We start from the raw sequence: 15,162 nt of genomic DNA on the forward strand, positions 1-15,162 counted from the left end.
AGTTATAATTAATGATAAAATGTACTCGTCGTATTGAGTTCGATGCAGGGCATAGAATTATCGGTCATAAAAATAAATGTCAATATCTGCACGGTCATCGTTATGTTCTCGAGATAACTATAGCAGCAAAAAATACTGATGAACTTGGTATGGTAGTGGATTTTGGCTTGATTAAAGATTTAGCTAAAGGCTGGGTTGATAAAAATTTTGACCATAGCCTAATCTTGCATCAGGATGATAAAGAAATCGGGCAGAAAATTGAAAGTCACACAGGTCAGAAAGTATATTATTTAAAGAATAATCCGACGGCAGAAAATATTGCTCTGCATTTAAAAAATGAGATTTTCCCTAAGCTTTTTGAAAGTCAAAAATTCTTTGTTACTAGCATAAAACTATTCGAGACACCTAATTGCTTTGTTGAGGTCTAAGCATGCAGGATTATGCCTTGATCTTAACTACGACTAATGATTTACAAATTGCTGAAAAAATAGCCTTTCTATTATTAGAGCTAGATCTTGCTGCTTGCATACAAATTGATGATGTGAAAAGTTACTTTAAATGGGAAAAAAAAGTAAACTTTGAAAAAGAATACAGAATTATAATTAAAGCAAAATCTTCTAATTATAAAAAGATTGAAAATAAAATCCTTGAAGTTCATAATTATGAATTACCACAAATAATAAAAATAAATATTGACTGCGGTCTTCAAAAATACTTAGAATGGATTAATCAAAATAGCAAGTAAACCTATGGTTGAATAATTTAAATCGAAAAATAAAGTAAGTATACGTGGAGTAAAAAATGAAATTATGGCAAAAAGTTACCTTAGGTCTAATCTTCGGTATTATATTCGGTATTTACCTACCGCAATATGTTGATTATATTAAGCCAGTCGGTGACATATTTTTACGTTTGATAAAAATGATCATTGCACCACTAATTTTCTTTAGCTTGGTTTCAGGCATTACTAGTATGAATGATACTTCTGCACTTGGCAGGGTAGGCATGAAAGCGGTAGTAGCCTTTTTAGGAACTACTTTTTTTGCTACGGTTTTTGGTCTTGCTGTTGCTGCAATATTGAAACCTGGCGTAGGCATGCATATAGATTTTTCTCCTTCTGGCTCTGGCAAGGTTGAGAGAACATCCTTTAATATAATAGATTTCTTTGTAAATATAGTACCTGATAATGCTGTCGGTGCTTTTGCAAATGGTGATGTTTTGCAAGTAGTATTTTTTGCCGTCTTTGTTGGTATTACCTTAAATAAAATGAAAGCAGCAGCAGAACCTATTACTGATTTAGTACATTTAATGTCAAAATTAGTACTAAAAATGATATCTTTTGTTATTCAATTATCACCTTATGGTGCTTTTGCTTTAACAGCTTGGATTATAGGCACGCAAGGTATAGAAGTAATGATAAGCCTTTCAAAGCTTGTTATAGCAGTTGTTGTGGCAATGACATTTCAATATCTAGTATTCGGTTTGCTTATATATATATTTTGTCGTGTATCTCCTATACCTTTTTATAAGAAAAGCTTTGAGTATCAAATACTTGCTTTTTCTACCTCAAGTAGCAAAGCAACTCTTTCAACTACTATGCAAGTTTGTCGTGAGAAACTTGGGATCTCAGAGTCTAGTACCTCGTTTGTATTGCCGATAGGTGCTTCAATTAATATGGATGGGTTTGCTATAAATTTATCGCTTACTACTATCTTTTTTGCTCAAATGATGGGCGTAACGCTTGCTCCGCATGATTATTTAGTGATTATCTTAACCTCAACCCTTGGCTCAATTGGCGGTGCTGGTATTCCTGGAGCTTCGTTAATCATGCTGCCTATGGTGCTTTCATCTGTACATTTACCGATTGAGGGTGTAGCAATTATTGCCGGAATAGATAGAATTCTTGATATGTTACGCACTACCATTAATATAACAGGTGATGCAACAATTACTATGCTTGTTGATAATAGCGAAGGGACATTAGATAAAGAGGTTTACTTGTCATAAATTTAGCTCAATTCTAATGCTGCCTCTTCTAAAGTTTTTAGTTGATCACGAAGTTTTGCTGCTTGTTCAAATTCAAGATTGCTTGCAGCTTTAAGCATTTCTTTTCTTAGTTTATCAATATGAGCTTTTAGCTTAGCTGGATTTTCAAATAAATTATGCGTTTGTTTTTTATCAAGCTTACTATCTACTTTCTCAAGCTCTGCTAAAGCATGGATAGTACGGTTGATGGTTTTTGGAATTATGCCATATTTTTCGTTATGTTCTTGCTGAATTGTCCGTCTACGCATCGTTTCGCTAATAGCTTTGTCAATGGACTTAGTCATTTTATCGGCATAGAGAATAACTCTTCCCTCGCTATTTCTTGCAGCTCTACCAATTGTTTGTATCAGCGATACTTCCGAACGCAAAAACCCTTCTTTGTCAGCATCAAGTATGGCAACTAAACCGCATTCGGGAATGTCTAAACCCTCACGTAGCAAGTTAATTCCGACTAAAATATCAATTGTTCCTTGCCTTAAATCCCTTAATATTTCGATACGCTCTAATGTATGAACGTTAGAATGCAAATAAGAGGTTTTATATTTAAGTTCCTGTAAATAATTGGTTAAATCTTCTGCCATTTTTTTGGTAAGAGTTGTAACTAACACACGGAAACCTTTGGCAATCGTGCTTTGGATTTCGCCTACTAAATCCTCAACCTGATTAGTAGCAGGCTTAATAATACATTCTGGATCAAGCAGCCCAGTAGGTCTAATTATTAACTCTACAACTTCGCCGCCAGTTTCATTTAACTCAAAAGGTGATGGAGTTGCTGATACGAAAACAGTTTGCGGTCTAAAATTCTCCCATTCTTCAAATTTTAGTGGTCTGTTATCAAGAGCTGACGGTAGACGAAATCCATGCTCTACCAGCACTTCTTTCCTTGCTCTATCACCGTTATACATAGCTCTAATTTGTGGTACGGATACGTGGCTTTCATCAACAAATAATAACGCATCTTTTGGGAGATATTCAAATAAAGTGGGTGGTGGCTCTCCAGCTTTACGACCTGTGAAAAAGCGGGAGTAATTTTCTACACCTTTACAGCTGCCTGTTTCGGTTAGCATTTCAAGATCGTATTGAGTGCGTTGATTGATCCTTTGTGTTTCCAGTAATTTGTCTTGCGATTTTAAGAATGCAATACGTTTTTGCAATTCCTCTTCAATTTCCGATATTGCTTTATTTACTGTTTCTTTTGGCATTACGAAATGAGAATTACCATATATTATAGCTTTATCAAGTTTAGCAAGCTTTTCACCGGTTAGCGGATCGAATTCGTGAATATACTCAAGTTCGTTACCGAAAAATGACAAACGCCAAGCCTTATCGCTATAGTGTGATGGAAAAACATCAACATTATCCCCCTTAACCCGAAAGCAACCACGTTCAAAACCAATATCATTACGCTCATATTGTAAATTCACTAAATCATTAAGTAGCTTATCACGAGGGTAGCTTTTACCAGGCTCTAAATTGACTGTCATTTGATAGTATAAATCCGGCGAACCAAGACCATAAATGCAAGAAACAGAGGACACGACTATAACATCACGTCGCTCTAATAACGATCTTGTAGCTGAGTGCCTCATTAAGTCAATCTGCTCGTTAATTGAGGAGTCTTTTTCTATAAAAACATCGGTTTTCGGGATATAAGCTTCTGGTTGGTAATAATCATAATATGAGACAAAATATTCAACTGCATTTTTGGGAAAAATCGATTTCATTTCGGAATAAATTTGTGCAGCTAGTGTTTTATTATGTGCCATAATAAGCGTCGGTCGGTTGGTTCTTTCTATGATATTTGCCATAGTAAAGGTTTTACCTGAGCCTGTAATACCAAGTAACATCTGCGAACGCTTTTTGTTGTTTAAGCCTTTGATAATTTCATCAATTGCTTTTGGCTGATCACCCGCTGGTTTATAATCTGATATAATAGAAAAGTTACTCATCGCTTTTTTCTTGCTTTAATAATTATAGTTTAAGATAATATATTAAAATTAAATAAAAGAGTACAACATTATGAATAAAGCTATATTACACGCTATTATTATTTATACCCTTGCTGGTTGTCCCTATTGCATGAAAGCTAAAGCACTACTTGATAAAAAAGAAGTTGCTTATGAAGAAATCGAAGTTCAAAACTCTCAAGATCCAAACGTAGCAGAATTAAGAAAGAAGTTAAATAATCCTGATAGATTAACATTTCCGCAGATATTTATAGATAATATGCATATAGGTGGTTGTGATGATTTATATGATCTTGACAAAGAGGGAAGATTAGATAAGTTGCTAGAAGGACAGCCGAAGAAAGATTCAGCTGCTGCCGGTGCTTAAAACCTATCGTCATTGCGAGGAGAGGCGTAGCGTCGACTCTACTGTACCGATCATTTATGTCATTCCCGCGTAGGCGGGAATCCAGAAAAATAAACATAAAAGCAGCAAGTTTCTAAAGCTAAAAGCTCGCTTTGTCTCGCTTTATGCTGGATCCCCGCCTTTAGCTAGGGATACATTGTACTTGCTTTTTAAGCCATGCAACAAAGCCTGTAGGCGGGAATCCAGAAAAAAATAAAACTATAGCAATAAAAATGTATTGGGTATATATATTGTGTTCCGATCGCAATGGTACTTTATATATTGGTGTTACTAATAATATATTGCGTCGTGCTTATGAACATAAGCAAAAAGTGATTAAAGGATTTACATCAAAATATAATATTATAAAACTTGTTTATACAGAAGAATTTGCTGATATCAAAGAAGCTCTTACTAGAGAAAAAGCTTTAAAAAAATGGAATCGTAGCTGGAAAATAAAATTGATAGAAAGTATTAATCCTAAATGGAACGATTTAGGCGAATGTATTTCTGGATTCCCGCCTACGCGGGAATGACATAAAAGTCATGAAACACTGCTGGACAAGCTCGCGAGATGACAAGAACAAAACTAATCCACGTAACAATACATCAAACAATGCCTAATCAAAATCAACATAAAAATTCATTCTATTCACTTCTGCCTTATTTATGGTCGAAAGAGTTTAACATACGCTTGCGGATTGTTACTTCGCTTATTTGTTTGTTACTTGCTAAAGTAATAAATATTTTCGTACCAATAGTTTATAAATACGTAATAGATGGCTTGAATAAAAATCTAGCCATTTCGGTTATTATCGGCATGATTATGGTATATGGTGGGACTAAAATATTTGTTCAGATATTTAATGAGTTACGCAATATTATTTTCTCTAAAGTAGGGCATCAGGCAACTAGGCTTATTGCTCTTAATGTCTTTAAACATATGCATAATTTAAGCATGCGTTTTCATATTACACGAAAAACCGGCGGCTTAAGTAGGTCAATAGAGCGTGGCACTAAAGGCATAGAAGCGGTGCTGCGTTATTCACTATTTAATATTCTTCCGACAAGTGTAGAAATCATACTTGTAAGCGGGATATTATGGTATGTATATGGCATTTGGTTTTCTTTCACTATTTTAGTAACCATGTCAATTTACGTTCTGTACACTTTTCTAATTAGTACCTGGCGGATTTCGTTTGCACGAGAGATGAATCAAAGCGACAATACCGCAAATAATAGGGCAATCGATAGCCTGCTGAATTTTGAGACTGTTAAATATTTTAGTAATGAGGAATATGAAGCCTCTAAATTTAATGAGGCACTACAAATTTATGAAAAATCAGCAACGAAGACAACTAATAGCCTATCCATTTTAAATATAGGGCAGGATGTTATAATATCCCTTGGGCTTGTTGCTCTTATGATACTATCGGCGACTAAAATAAATCAAGGTAAAATGACTGTCGGCGATTTAATCATGGTTAATACTTATCTTTTCCAGCTATCAATCCCACTTTCAATACTTGGATTTGCTTATAGGGAAATTAAGAATGCCTTAGTTGGTATGGAAGATATGTTTAATCTTTTAGACATACCAGAAGAAGTAGAGGATGCTAAAGACGCTAAAGAGCTTACTATATTAAAAGGCGAAGTCGCTTTTAAAGAGGTGAATTTTGCTTATAATCAAGAACGTCCAATTTTACATAATATCAGCTTTACTATAGATAGTGGTAAGACGCTTGCGATAGTCGGGAGTAGCGGGGCCGGTAAGTCAACCATCTCACGTTTGCTTTTTAGGTTTTATGATATTAATAGTGGCAGTATTACTATAGACGGGCAGGACATAAGAAAGGTCACGCAAAGCTCGCTTCGCAAAGCTATTGGAATCGTGCCGCAAGATACTGTCTTGTTCAATGATACGATATATTACAATATCGCTTATGGTGATAATTCGGCTAGCTATGATGAGGTTATAGCTGCTTCAAAGAACGCCCATATTCATGAGTTTATTACTAGCCTGCCGGAGGGGTATGAAACCCAAGTAGGTGAGCGTGGTTTAAAGCTTTCAGGCGGCGAGAAACAACGCATTGCCATAGCAAGGACGTTACTCAAAAATCCATCTATATATGTGTTTGATGAAGCAACAAGCTCACTTGATACTAAAACTGAAAAGCTAATTCAGGCAAGTCTTAAAGAAATATCAGAGCATTATACCACCTTAATTATTGCTCATCGTTTATCAACAATAATCGACGCTGATGAGATTATTGTTTTAGATAATGGCTATATAGTCGAGCGTGGCAACCATAAAACCTTGCTGAAACAAAAAGGCTATTATGCAGAACTATGGTATAAACAGCAGGAAGAAGAGCTAAATAATAACTAATACTGTCATCCCGTGACTTGATCGCGGGATCCAGCTTAAAATACTAAAATTATTAGTATTAAAAGTTGTTTTTCTGGATACCGTGGACAAGCCACGGGATGACAGGAGAAAATGATCCACGCAGGCAAAGCCTCACGCAGGAATGACATAAAGGGTGCAACAACCTAGTTCCCAAGCCACAGTATGACAGAAGCAGAAATTACATTCAACCTATAAACTTATTGACTTTTTAATAGTCATATATAGAATCGTAACCGGAATAGTTAATGCTATTCTGGGACTTCAAAAATCCAAACTTAAGATGGACAGTATCAACCATAAAATGATACAAACCTCGGCTTCTATGGTCGGGGTGATAATAGTCATGTTCAAGGTTTAAGGTGTAAACCTTAAACCTAAAAGCTATTATGACTGATCTTAGGCAGTTTTTTGAACGCCCCGACCACCAAAATTATATAGTTTGGTGGTTTTAATTAATCGGGAGTCATCAAATGTCAAATCAAAACAGAAAATCTACTTATGAGATCGTATTAGACTTTACTGAAAAAGAAGTAAATAAGCTAAGTGTCATTGCTAAAGTAAAGGGGACCACTAAATTGCACGAAAAAGGGACCAGAGAATTTGGTGTAACCTAATAAGGTTATAATGTGCAATATTCACTAGATAATTAATTAAAATAAATATCTAGTGATACAATGATAAGAATAAATATGTACACAACAATTATCACCCTTTATAAGCAAGGCAACAGTCAAAGAAATATTGCCAAACTAACAAGGATAGACCGTAAAACAGTAAGAAAAATAATAAATCGTTACGTAGAGTCTGGTACAGAATATCCTGCACCCTATGAACGATCTTCAGCACTGGATTCTTGGCACGAACAAATAATTGAGTTATTAGAAAAGAATCTAAGTTACATAAGAATTTTTGAAGAGTTAAAAATTCAAGGTTATACAAAAAGTTATGGTTCGCTAACCCGTTATATCAAAAAATATAAGATTCAGAATAACAGTTGCATTCGTTTTCATACTTTAGCAGGAGAGGAAGCACAAGTAGATTTTGGTGACATAGGCTTACAGTATAATGCCCAAGGGCGTAGAGTTAAAGCATATGTGTTTAATATGCGTTTAAGCTATAGTCGCCTTGATTATTATGAAGTAGTGTTTGATCAAAGTTGTAAAACATGGATACAATGTCATATCAATGCATTTAATTATTTTGCTGGTAGTCCAAAAGTAATAAAACTTGATAATCTTAAAGCTGGGGTGGTAGATAGCAATTTCTATGAGCCTGTATATCAGAAGGAATACAAACGTTTAGCTGATCATTATGGGATTTTACTTTCTCCTTGTCGTATATATCAACCTCAAGAAAAAGGCAAAGTAGAATCAGGCATAAAGTATGTCAAAAATAATTTTTTTGCTGGACGTAAATTTCATAGATATGAAGAATTAATACACGATCTTGCAAACTGGTTAAATAAAGCAAATAACCGAATACATGGTACTACTAAAAAAATTCCTCAGGAACTATTTGAGCAAGAAGAAAGTAATAATTTAATGCCCTTACCATTAGAAACGTTTGATTTATCATCGTGGCATAATCGAAAAGTAGCAAAAGATTGTCATATCACCATAGATAATAATTATTATTCCGTACCAGCAAAATATATATACAGTGAAGTATTGGTACAATTATCACCAAACCTTGTTCAAATATTTTCTATACAAAATGATTTAATAGCAAGGCACGTTAGAGTAGATGGCAAAGGAATATTTACCACTAATCCGTCTCATTATGCCAAATATAAACGTCTATGCCCAGGTTTTATAGAATATAGCGAACATTATCAACAACAAATGCAGCAGATAGGCAATAATTGCAGTTTATTATTAGAGTTATTACAACAAACACGAGTAAATGATTGGCAACGTTGTGCCAGAGGTATTATTTCTTTACGTAAGGTTTACAATGATGAGTTAATAGATAAAGCCTGTCATAGAGCATTACATTACGGTATAAGTTCTTACTCTAAAATTAAGAATATCTTAAATAGTAATGCAGTAAACTTACCATTGCCAGAGTTTGGAGGTCAGAATGCAGAACTTGCTTAATGACCTACGTAGTTTTAGATTATCAGGTATAGTCAATAGCTTAAATGAAAGGATTATTTATGCTCAAAATAATAAACTAGGATTTAAAGAATTTCTCTCACTATTATGTGAAGATGAAAAATCTCACCGTAAGGATAATAATTACCGTCGTCGTAAAAATGCTGCTAAATTACCGGTAACTAAAAATTTAGAAGACTTTGATTTTCAGTTCCAACCAAGTATTGATACCAAAGTAATAAGTGATTTATCTACTTGTGATTATATTAATACTAAGGGCAATGTCATATTCATAGGTAATTCTGGAACTGGCAAAACTCATCTTGCTATTGGATTAGCATTAAAAGCTTTAACACGAGAATACTCTGTATATTTTACTACGGTATCGGATATGCTTTATAATTTACATATTGCAAGAGCAGATAATAGCTATCACAAAAAAGTTAAATTACTCTTATCATTTGACTTATTAATTCTTGATGAGTTAGGTTTTAAGCAATTACCAAAACATTCAGTAGATGATTTTTTTAATATTATTGCTAAACGATATGAAAATAAATCTACCATTATCACCACAAACAAGGATTTTGAAAGATGGAATGAAATATTTGCTGATGAGTTATTAACTCATGCAATTATTGATCGAGTAGTACATCATGCACATATACTAAACATCACAGGTAAAAGTTATCGTATTAATAACTATAAATCTGGAGGTAATATGACATAAAAAATTTTAAATAAAGTGGTCCCTTTTTTACGTAATTTAGTGCTCCCTTTTTATTTGACAATGACATTCTATGTTCTTTAAGAATAGTATATTTTTTTAAAAAAGCAGTTGAACTGATATTAAATATATTGCTAAAATCATTTGCACATTTTTCTATATCAAGATTTTTTTTCTATAAAAAGAGATTTGTTTTCCAAAGCTTTCTGTACATATATTTTAAATTGTATTTCATGTAAATCTTGTATTTTCTGAATTATAAGAGCTTGTTTTTCAAGATTATTAATTTCTAAAAATCTTGCTTTATTATAAAATTTTAAAGCAAATTCAAACATTACGTTTTTAATATATAAATCACCAATTTCAATATATAAATCTGAATTAGCTAAGCTAGGATTTTCTTTAATTTGCGATTTATATTGGCGAATTAACTTATAAGCTTCCCGCTGTTTATCAAAATCTAGAAGATTGGATATTAGATGATTAGTCATAAACTCCTGCAAAATCAAAAAATTATACTCATAATATTTATTTGTTTTGCTTTTGCAAGTAAAAATTTAAATTTTGGAAAGGTTATTTTTCTTTCTATATATTACATAAATTACAACTAAAGATGCGGCGAGTCCAAACCAAGTAAAAGCGTATTCTAAATGATCATTTCTAATAGCTGCTAAATGATTTATTGAAAGCGGTAGCAAAATATCTAGATTGCTAATATCTTTGCTCTCTTCAATGAGATAAAAATTTTTAAGATTTAATCCTAAAACTTTAGATGCCTCTTGTAAGTCTAAGGTCAACCATACGTTGTTTTTAATATCATTGGCAGGTAAGTAGCTACGAGTTTTTTCGGATGTCATAGTAACGCCGATAAGCTCATGGGGTTGGTCATTGGTTGCTTGTGTAATAATATTTTTATTGCGGTTACTAAACCAACCACGTGCTACTAAAATAATTTTGTCTTCATCGGTCTTAAATGGTGTAACTAAATAATAGCCATCCTTTTCACTCGACATTGACCGCCTACCATATAAATATATGTCTTTATCAGGTAAAAAATGCCCATTAAGTTTTATTTTTTGATAAGGTAAGTTGTCATGAATTTCAGCTAAATCGATTGCAGGGGAGGTAAGATTTTCTTGCATCGATGCTAAAAATAGCTTCTTTTCTTTTAAGCGATTAAGCTGCCAAAAACCTAAAGAGATGAGTATTATAAAGGTGATGAGTACGGTGAGTTTGGTTTTCATAATTGGGTTTTAGGAATGTTAATAATCGTCATTGCGAGGAAATTACGTAGTAATTGACGAAGCAATCTCATGCAATAGTATAAAATTCCTGAGATTGTCACGTCGATGCTATGCATCTCCTCGCAATGACGCTTTACGAAGCAGGTTTTAAAATCTTGCTTAAGAATTCTTTATGTTTTTGTAATTCTTCTTTTGTTGGTTTAATAACGGGAATATTCCTATGTGCCTGAGAATCCAAGCGATTATAGCTAAAATTATTTACCTTAGCAGCTTTATCAAGCATCTTAAAGGCTGACTGCCTACCGCCGGTTAGTTCTACATATACTTCAGCAAGTAAAGCTGCATCTTTAAGAGCTCCATGAAGTTGTCTGCCGGAATTATCCACCTTAAATCTTTTACATAAAGCATCAAGGCTATATTTTGATCCAGGAAACATACTTCTAGCCATCACTAAAGTATCAATAGCATGTTCAAGTTCTAGGAGTTTAATTTCAGCTCTTTTTAATAATGATAATTCATGATTTAGAAATTTAACATCGAAAGGTGCATTATGAATGACGAGCTTACTATCGGCAATAAACTCTAAAAAATCATCTGCAATAGTATGAAATAGTGGTTTATCTTTTAGAAACTCGCCGGAAATGCCGTGAATTCTATAAGCCTCAAATGGCATGTCTCGTTCTGGATTAAGATAGAAATGAAAATGTCTGCCGGTTAGTACCTTATTTACCATTTCAATAGCACCGATCTCAACAATTCGGTGACCGCCTTTTGGATCAAGTCCCGTAGTTTCGGTATCTAAAATTATTTCTCTTAAACTTGACATTCCAAATCCTCTATTAACTTTGCTATCTGAGTTTCTAATTCTAACATATCAACGCCGCTATTTATAGCAAAATCTGCTTTTGCTATTTTACTCTCCTGCGAAAGCTGAATTTCCTTTATCTTGTTATAGATTTCCATATCAAAAGAAGATCTGGTTGTTGCTCTTTGCATTCTTATTTCTTCAGAGCAATGCACAGTCACGACAAAATCAAAATATTTATCAAATTTAGCTTCGTATAATAGCGGTATTTCGGCAAATCCGAATTTGGATTTTATGTTTTCCTGTTTAAATTGAATTAGCTTATCTATTAGGAGTGGATAAATAAAGTTTTGTAATTTCTCACGTGCGAGATCATTGTTATAAATTAAATTACTAATCTTTCCAATGTTAAAAGCTTCAAGCTCCGGCAATAATTTTAAAATACCGGTTTGGATCTTTGAATCTTGATATAATTCTTTTATACATCTATCGGCACAAAAAGTCTTATATCCTTTTTCTGCTAAATAATCCAAAATAAAAGTTTTGCCCGATGCATAGCTACCGGTAATACCTATTGCTAACATTTTGTTATAAAAATTTTATGTTCATTAGCGAGTTTTATAGTTTTCTCTTCTTCAGCTATAATTACTTGGTTTTTTTGAATTGCAACGCCTTTGTAATTATATTTAGCAAGATTTTTTATAGTATTAACGCCTATAGTTGGTAAATCTAGCCTATTATCTTGTCCTATTTTTGAAAGTTTAATAAGCACTCCACCGCAAGATTTTTTACGTAAGTCTGCACATCTAGCTATTAAATTATCCGTTCCCTCAGCCGCTTCTATGCCAAGCACATAACCATCTTCAACTATAACCGACTGACCAATATCAAATTTACTTAAATGATTTAATAATTTTACCCCAAATTCAATATCTTTTTTATCAGAATTTGTAGGGCTAGTATCAGTTATAATATTAGAATCACATTGTTGATTTTGATATATCTCACTACTTGAAATTATCTTAAAACCATAATTCTCAAAGAATTTAGCTACTATTCTTAATAAATTATCATCCCCACGAATTTTTTGGCTAATTATTTTAAGAAGTAATAAACTACCTATTTTATCCACTGCTAAATTTTTAAAATTTGGTCTATCGACTCCTCCTATAAGAATAATATTTTTTACGTTATGTTGTGTAAAATATTTAATAGCTGCTCCAACCATACCGATTTTAAGAGGTTGATACTCAAAGTCTTTAATTAACTCTATATCAGCTTCGCCCTCTATCGCAGCTATATAACAATTACCACCTTGTTTTCTATAATTACCTGCTATTAAAGAAGGTAATGAACCTTTACCAGCAATAATTCCAAGATTTGGGAGCATAAAATAGTTTGTAATTTAAAATCTAATATTGATTATAAGCGTATTTTAAATATAAATCTATAAAACCTTTACAAATTAATCAAATTAAGCGATAATAGTAAGTGCTAATATAGCTATAGTAATAAACGTAATTTAGAATAGAGGTTGCGGACTCGGGGGCAGTACCCGACGCCTCCACCAGTACTCATACTCGATGAATTTCAAAAATTGGCTACGTTGTCCTACAAGTACTCCGGTACTCACGTATTAAGTATACGCTCCGTTCCTCGTCTTGTGGACGCCTTGCTCTTTTTGAAATTGATCTTCGTATAACAATATGATGCAAATACTGCTTGTATTTTAAAAATTGAATTTTATTTTGATGGGTGAGTGAGCGGAGCGTATACTTAATACGTGAGCATCACGAATCCCTGATAAAATGAAAAAGCAATTTTTAAAAGATAAGTAGTATTTTGAGGGGGCGAAATAGGATCGACGTGCCTAATAAAAAAATTGCTTTTACTCGGGATGATTCCGCCGCAGGCTTTTGCCTTACGGGTCAAAACAAAGAAACGCAAACGATAACTATCGTTCTGCAGGTACTCCAGCTTTAGCTGTAGCATAAACCTGCGCGGTTTGGGGGGGGGTTACCGGGCAACAGAAAAACCCTCATGTATACTCGTTTTATTTGAAAAATTGGCGTCGTTGTTTTTTGCTTTTAATCCTCACGTATTAAGTATACGCTGCGGTTAAAAGCTTCAAAACGCCTTGCTCTTTTCCAAATAAAACTTCGTCTACTTACTTACTATTATTTAGTTCTTTTATATATGAATATCGAATATAAAAAATTTTTAAATGAATCTATGTTGGAATTTGTAAAAAAGGTTTTGGCAAGGATTCAGCATGAAAATTTATATTGGGACCAATTAATATATATATCATATAAGACCGATCATCCAGCTGTCATTTTGCCTTTAAAAGTTAGACAAGCATACCCAAAAGAAATAACGATAGTACTTCAGAATCAATTTGAGAATATAATAGTAAAAGATACCGGATTTTCTGTAATGTTAAGTTTTAGCGGCATTAAGGAAACAATTTATATACCATTTGATGCTCTTATTAGTTTTGTTGATTCAAGCAATAGTTATAGTTTTACTTTTAATCAGCAATTAAATATCCAAAATAATAATACAGCTGAAATATTGAAAATAGAAAAGCAAATTTTGGAAGAAGAAAATAATGATAAAATTGATGAAGCTTTATTGTCAAAAAATGTTATTATGCTAGATAAATTCCGTAACTCTTCTAAGTCTAAACCTATTAAACCTAGTTAAAATATTGAAAGAAGATATATCGAAAGTAGTTATATATACCGATGGTGCATGTTCTGGTAATCCAGGTCCAGGAGGGTGGGGAGCGTTACTTCAATTTAATGAGGTGAATAAGGAAATATTTGGACATGAGCTTGAGACTACTAATAACCGTATGGAAATTACAGCAGCTCTTGAAGCACTAAAAATTCTAAAAAAACCTTGTCATGTGGAAATTTATACTGATAGTAAATATTTACAACAAGGTATTACCGTTTGGATCCATAATTGGATAAAAAACAACTGGTGTAAAAGCAACAATGAACCCGTTAAAAATGCTGATTTATGGCAAAATTTGTACGAAGAATTAAGCAAACATACTATCATTTGGAAATGGGTAAAAGGACATGCAAGTAATAGCGGTAATATTGCTGCTGATAAACTTGCAGTACAAGGAAGACAAACTGCTATAGAAATTTTAAAATGTCGTGGATAAATAAGTTTTTTATTACTTTTTTTCATAAAAAAGTAGGAGAAGATGAGTTACTAAACCAATATTACGAAAGTAAGAAGCTTGACTATTTAGGGCGTCCTAAAAGATTTGTTATTTATAAAAATGCTAACGAACCAACAAAAATTTCGCCAAGTTGGCATGCATGGCTGCATCATTTAGTAAATGAAGTGCCGAGAAATGTTAAGCTTTTTTCTTGGCAAGAAAGTAACAAAATAAGCCAAAAATCATCTAAATCGTCAAATGCTAGATATAGTAGATGGCAACCATAAATTAACTATTTGGTATAAAA

Annotated in this window: 18 protein-coding genes and 1 other RNA gene; 13 read left to right on the plus strand and 6 right to left on the minus strand. The window is 33.2% G+C overall.

Features of this window, described 5'->3' with window-relative positions; genetic code table 11:
• Positions 1–11 precede the first annotated feature (11 nt).
• Genes AAGD54_RS07680 through AAGD54_RS07690 form a run of 3 tightly spaced genes read left to right on the plus strand, consistent with a single transcriptional unit; the run spans position 12 to position 2,007 of the window.
• Positions 12–428, plus strand: coding sequence for a 6-pyruvoyl tetrahydropterin synthase family protein (locus AAGD54_RS07680; protein WP_341794517.1), 417 nt, complete (start codon positions 12–14; stop codon positions 426–428).
• Positions 429–430: 2 nt separating this feature from the next.
• Positions 431–745: a divalent-cation tolerance protein CutA gene (gene cutA, locus AAGD54_RS07685; protein ID WP_341788324.1), complete on the plus strand. Its 315-nt coding sequence runs from the start codon at positions 431–433 to the stop codon at positions 743–745.
• Between the two features lie 56 nt (positions 746–801).
• A complete protein-coding gene (locus AAGD54_RS07690; RefSeq protein ID WP_341788323.1) occupies positions 802–2,007 on the plus strand; it encodes a dicarboxylate/amino acid:cation symporter in 1,206 nt (401 codons plus the stop codon).
• Between the two features lie 2 nt (positions 2,008–2,009).
• Here AAGD54_RS07690 and uvrB read toward each other — a convergent pair whose 3' ends face one another.
• On the minus strand, positions 2,010–3,995 hold the full coding sequence (uvrB, locus tag AAGD54_RS07695; RefSeq protein WP_341794518.1) for an excinuclease ABC subunit UvrB: 1,986 nt from the start codon (positions 3,993–3,995) through the stop codon (positions 2,010–2,012).
• 70 nt (positions 3,996–4,065) lie between these two features.
• Here uvrB and grxC point away from each other — a divergent pair, with 70 nt between their 5' ends.
• The 6 genes from grxC to istB all read left to right on the plus strand — a co-directional run bounded on the left by grxC (position 4,066) and on the right by istB (position 9,631).
• Positions 4,066–4,380 (plus strand): glutaredoxin 3, encoded by a 315-nt coding sequence (gene grxC / locus AAGD54_RS07700; protein ID WP_341788321.1) that lies wholly within the window; start codon positions 4,066–4,068, stop codon positions 4,378–4,380.
• A gap of 251 nt (positions 4,381–4,631) precedes the next feature.
• A complete protein-coding gene (locus tag AAGD54_RS07705) occupies positions 4,632–4,934 on the plus strand; it encodes a GIY-YIG nuclease family protein (RefSeq protein ID WP_341794519.1) in 303 nt (100 codons plus the stop codon).
• An 80-nt stretch (positions 4,935–5,014) separates the two neighbouring features.
• The gene (locus AAGD54_RS07710) at positions 5,015–6,787 is read left to right on the plus strand and encodes an ABC transporter ATP-binding protein/permease (protein ID WP_341789240.1); all 1,773 of its coding nucleotides are present in this window, start codon (positions 5,015–5,017) and stop codon (positions 6,785–6,787) included.
• Positions 6,788–7,278: 491 nt separating this feature from the next.
• Positions 7,279–7,422, plus strand: a complete 144-nt coding sequence (locus AAGD54_RS07715) for a hypothetical protein (protein WP_341794520.1) — start codon at positions 7,279–7,281, stop codon at positions 7,420–7,422.
• A 75-nt stretch (positions 7,423–7,497) separates the two neighbouring features.
• Positions 7,498–8,904 (plus strand): IS21 family transposase, encoded by a 1,407-nt coding sequence (gene istA / locus AAGD54_RS07720; RefSeq protein ID WP_341794291.1) that lies wholly within the window; start codon positions 7,498–7,500, stop codon positions 8,902–8,904.
• The gene (gene istB, locus AAGD54_RS07725; RefSeq protein WP_341794290.1) at positions 8,888–9,631 is read left to right on the plus strand and encodes an IS21-like element helper ATPase IstB; all 744 of its coding nucleotides are present in this window, start codon (positions 8,888–8,890) and stop codon (positions 9,629–9,631) included. The genes istA and istB overlap by 17 nt, the downstream gene beginning before the upstream one ends.
• Positions 9,632–9,789: 158 nt before the next feature.
• On the opposite strand, the gene AAGD54_RS07730 is transcribed toward istB, so the two are convergent.
• The 5 genes from AAGD54_RS07730 to AAGD54_RS07750 all read right to left on the minus strand — a co-directional run bounded on the left by AAGD54_RS07730 (position 9,790) and on the right by AAGD54_RS07750 (position 13,067).
• Positions 9,790–10,119, minus strand: a complete 330-nt coding sequence (locus tag AAGD54_RS07730; protein WP_341794521.1) for a hypothetical protein — start codon at positions 10,117–10,119, stop codon at positions 9,790–9,792.
• A gap of 66 nt (positions 10,120–10,185) precedes the next feature.
• On the minus strand, positions 10,186–10,872 hold the full coding sequence (locus AAGD54_RS07735; protein WP_341788888.1) for an SURF1 family protein: 687 nt from the start codon (positions 10,870–10,872) through the stop codon (positions 10,186–10,188).
• 133 nt (positions 10,873–11,005) lie between these two features.
• Entirely contained in the window at positions 11,006–11,698 is a 693-nt protein-coding gene (gene dnaQ / locus AAGD54_RS07740; protein WP_341788889.1) for a DNA polymerase III subunit epsilon, read from the minus strand.
• Positions 11,686–12,261, minus strand: a complete 576-nt coding sequence (coaE, locus tag AAGD54_RS07745) for a dephospho-CoA kinase (protein ID WP_341794522.1) — start codon at positions 12,259–12,261, stop codon at positions 11,686–11,688. Before coaE ends, dnaQ begins: the two co-directional genes overlap by 13 nt.
• Positions 12,255–13,067, minus strand: coding sequence for an LpxI family protein (locus tag AAGD54_RS07750; RefSeq protein WP_341788891.1), 813 nt, complete (start codon positions 13,065–13,067; stop codon positions 12,255–12,257). Before AAGD54_RS07750 ends, coaE begins: the two co-directional genes overlap by 7 nt.
• Before the next feature lie 63 nt (positions 13,068–13,130).
• Here AAGD54_RS07750 and ssrA point away from each other — a divergent pair.
• From ssrA to AAGD54_RS07770, 4 genes are all read left to right on the plus strand, one after another.
• Positions 13,131–13,719, plus strand: a transfer-messenger RNA (tmRNA) gene (ssrA, locus tag AAGD54_RS07755).
• A 154-nt stretch (positions 13,720–13,873) separates the two neighbouring features.
• Positions 13,874–14,383 carry a ClpXP protease specificity-enhancing factor SspB gene (locus AAGD54_RS07760; RefSeq protein WP_011477055.1) on the plus strand — a complete coding sequence of 170 codons (510 nt, stop codon included), beginning with the start codon at positions 13,874–13,876 and terminating at the stop codon, positions 14,381–14,383.
• Between the two features lie 4 nt (positions 14,384–14,387).
• Positions 14,388–14,855 (plus strand): ribonuclease HI, encoded by a 468-nt coding sequence (rnhA, locus tag AAGD54_RS07765; RefSeq protein ID WP_011477056.1) that lies wholly within the window; start codon positions 14,388–14,390, stop codon positions 14,853–14,855.
• Positions 14,843–15,142, plus strand: a complete 300-nt coding sequence (locus AAGD54_RS07770) for an NADH-ubiquinone oxidoreductase subunit NDUFA12 family protein (protein ID WP_068041416.1) — start codon at positions 14,843–14,845, stop codon at positions 15,140–15,142. The genes rnhA and AAGD54_RS07770 overlap by 13 nt, the downstream gene beginning before the upstream one ends.
• Positions 15,143–15,162 lie beyond the last annotated feature (20 nt).

The sequence above is a fragment of the Rickettsia endosymbiont of Rhinocyllus conicus genome (assembly GCF_964026465.1).
Classification (GTDB): Bacteria; Pseudomonadota; Alphaproteobacteria; order Rickettsiales; family Rickettsiaceae; genus Rickettsia.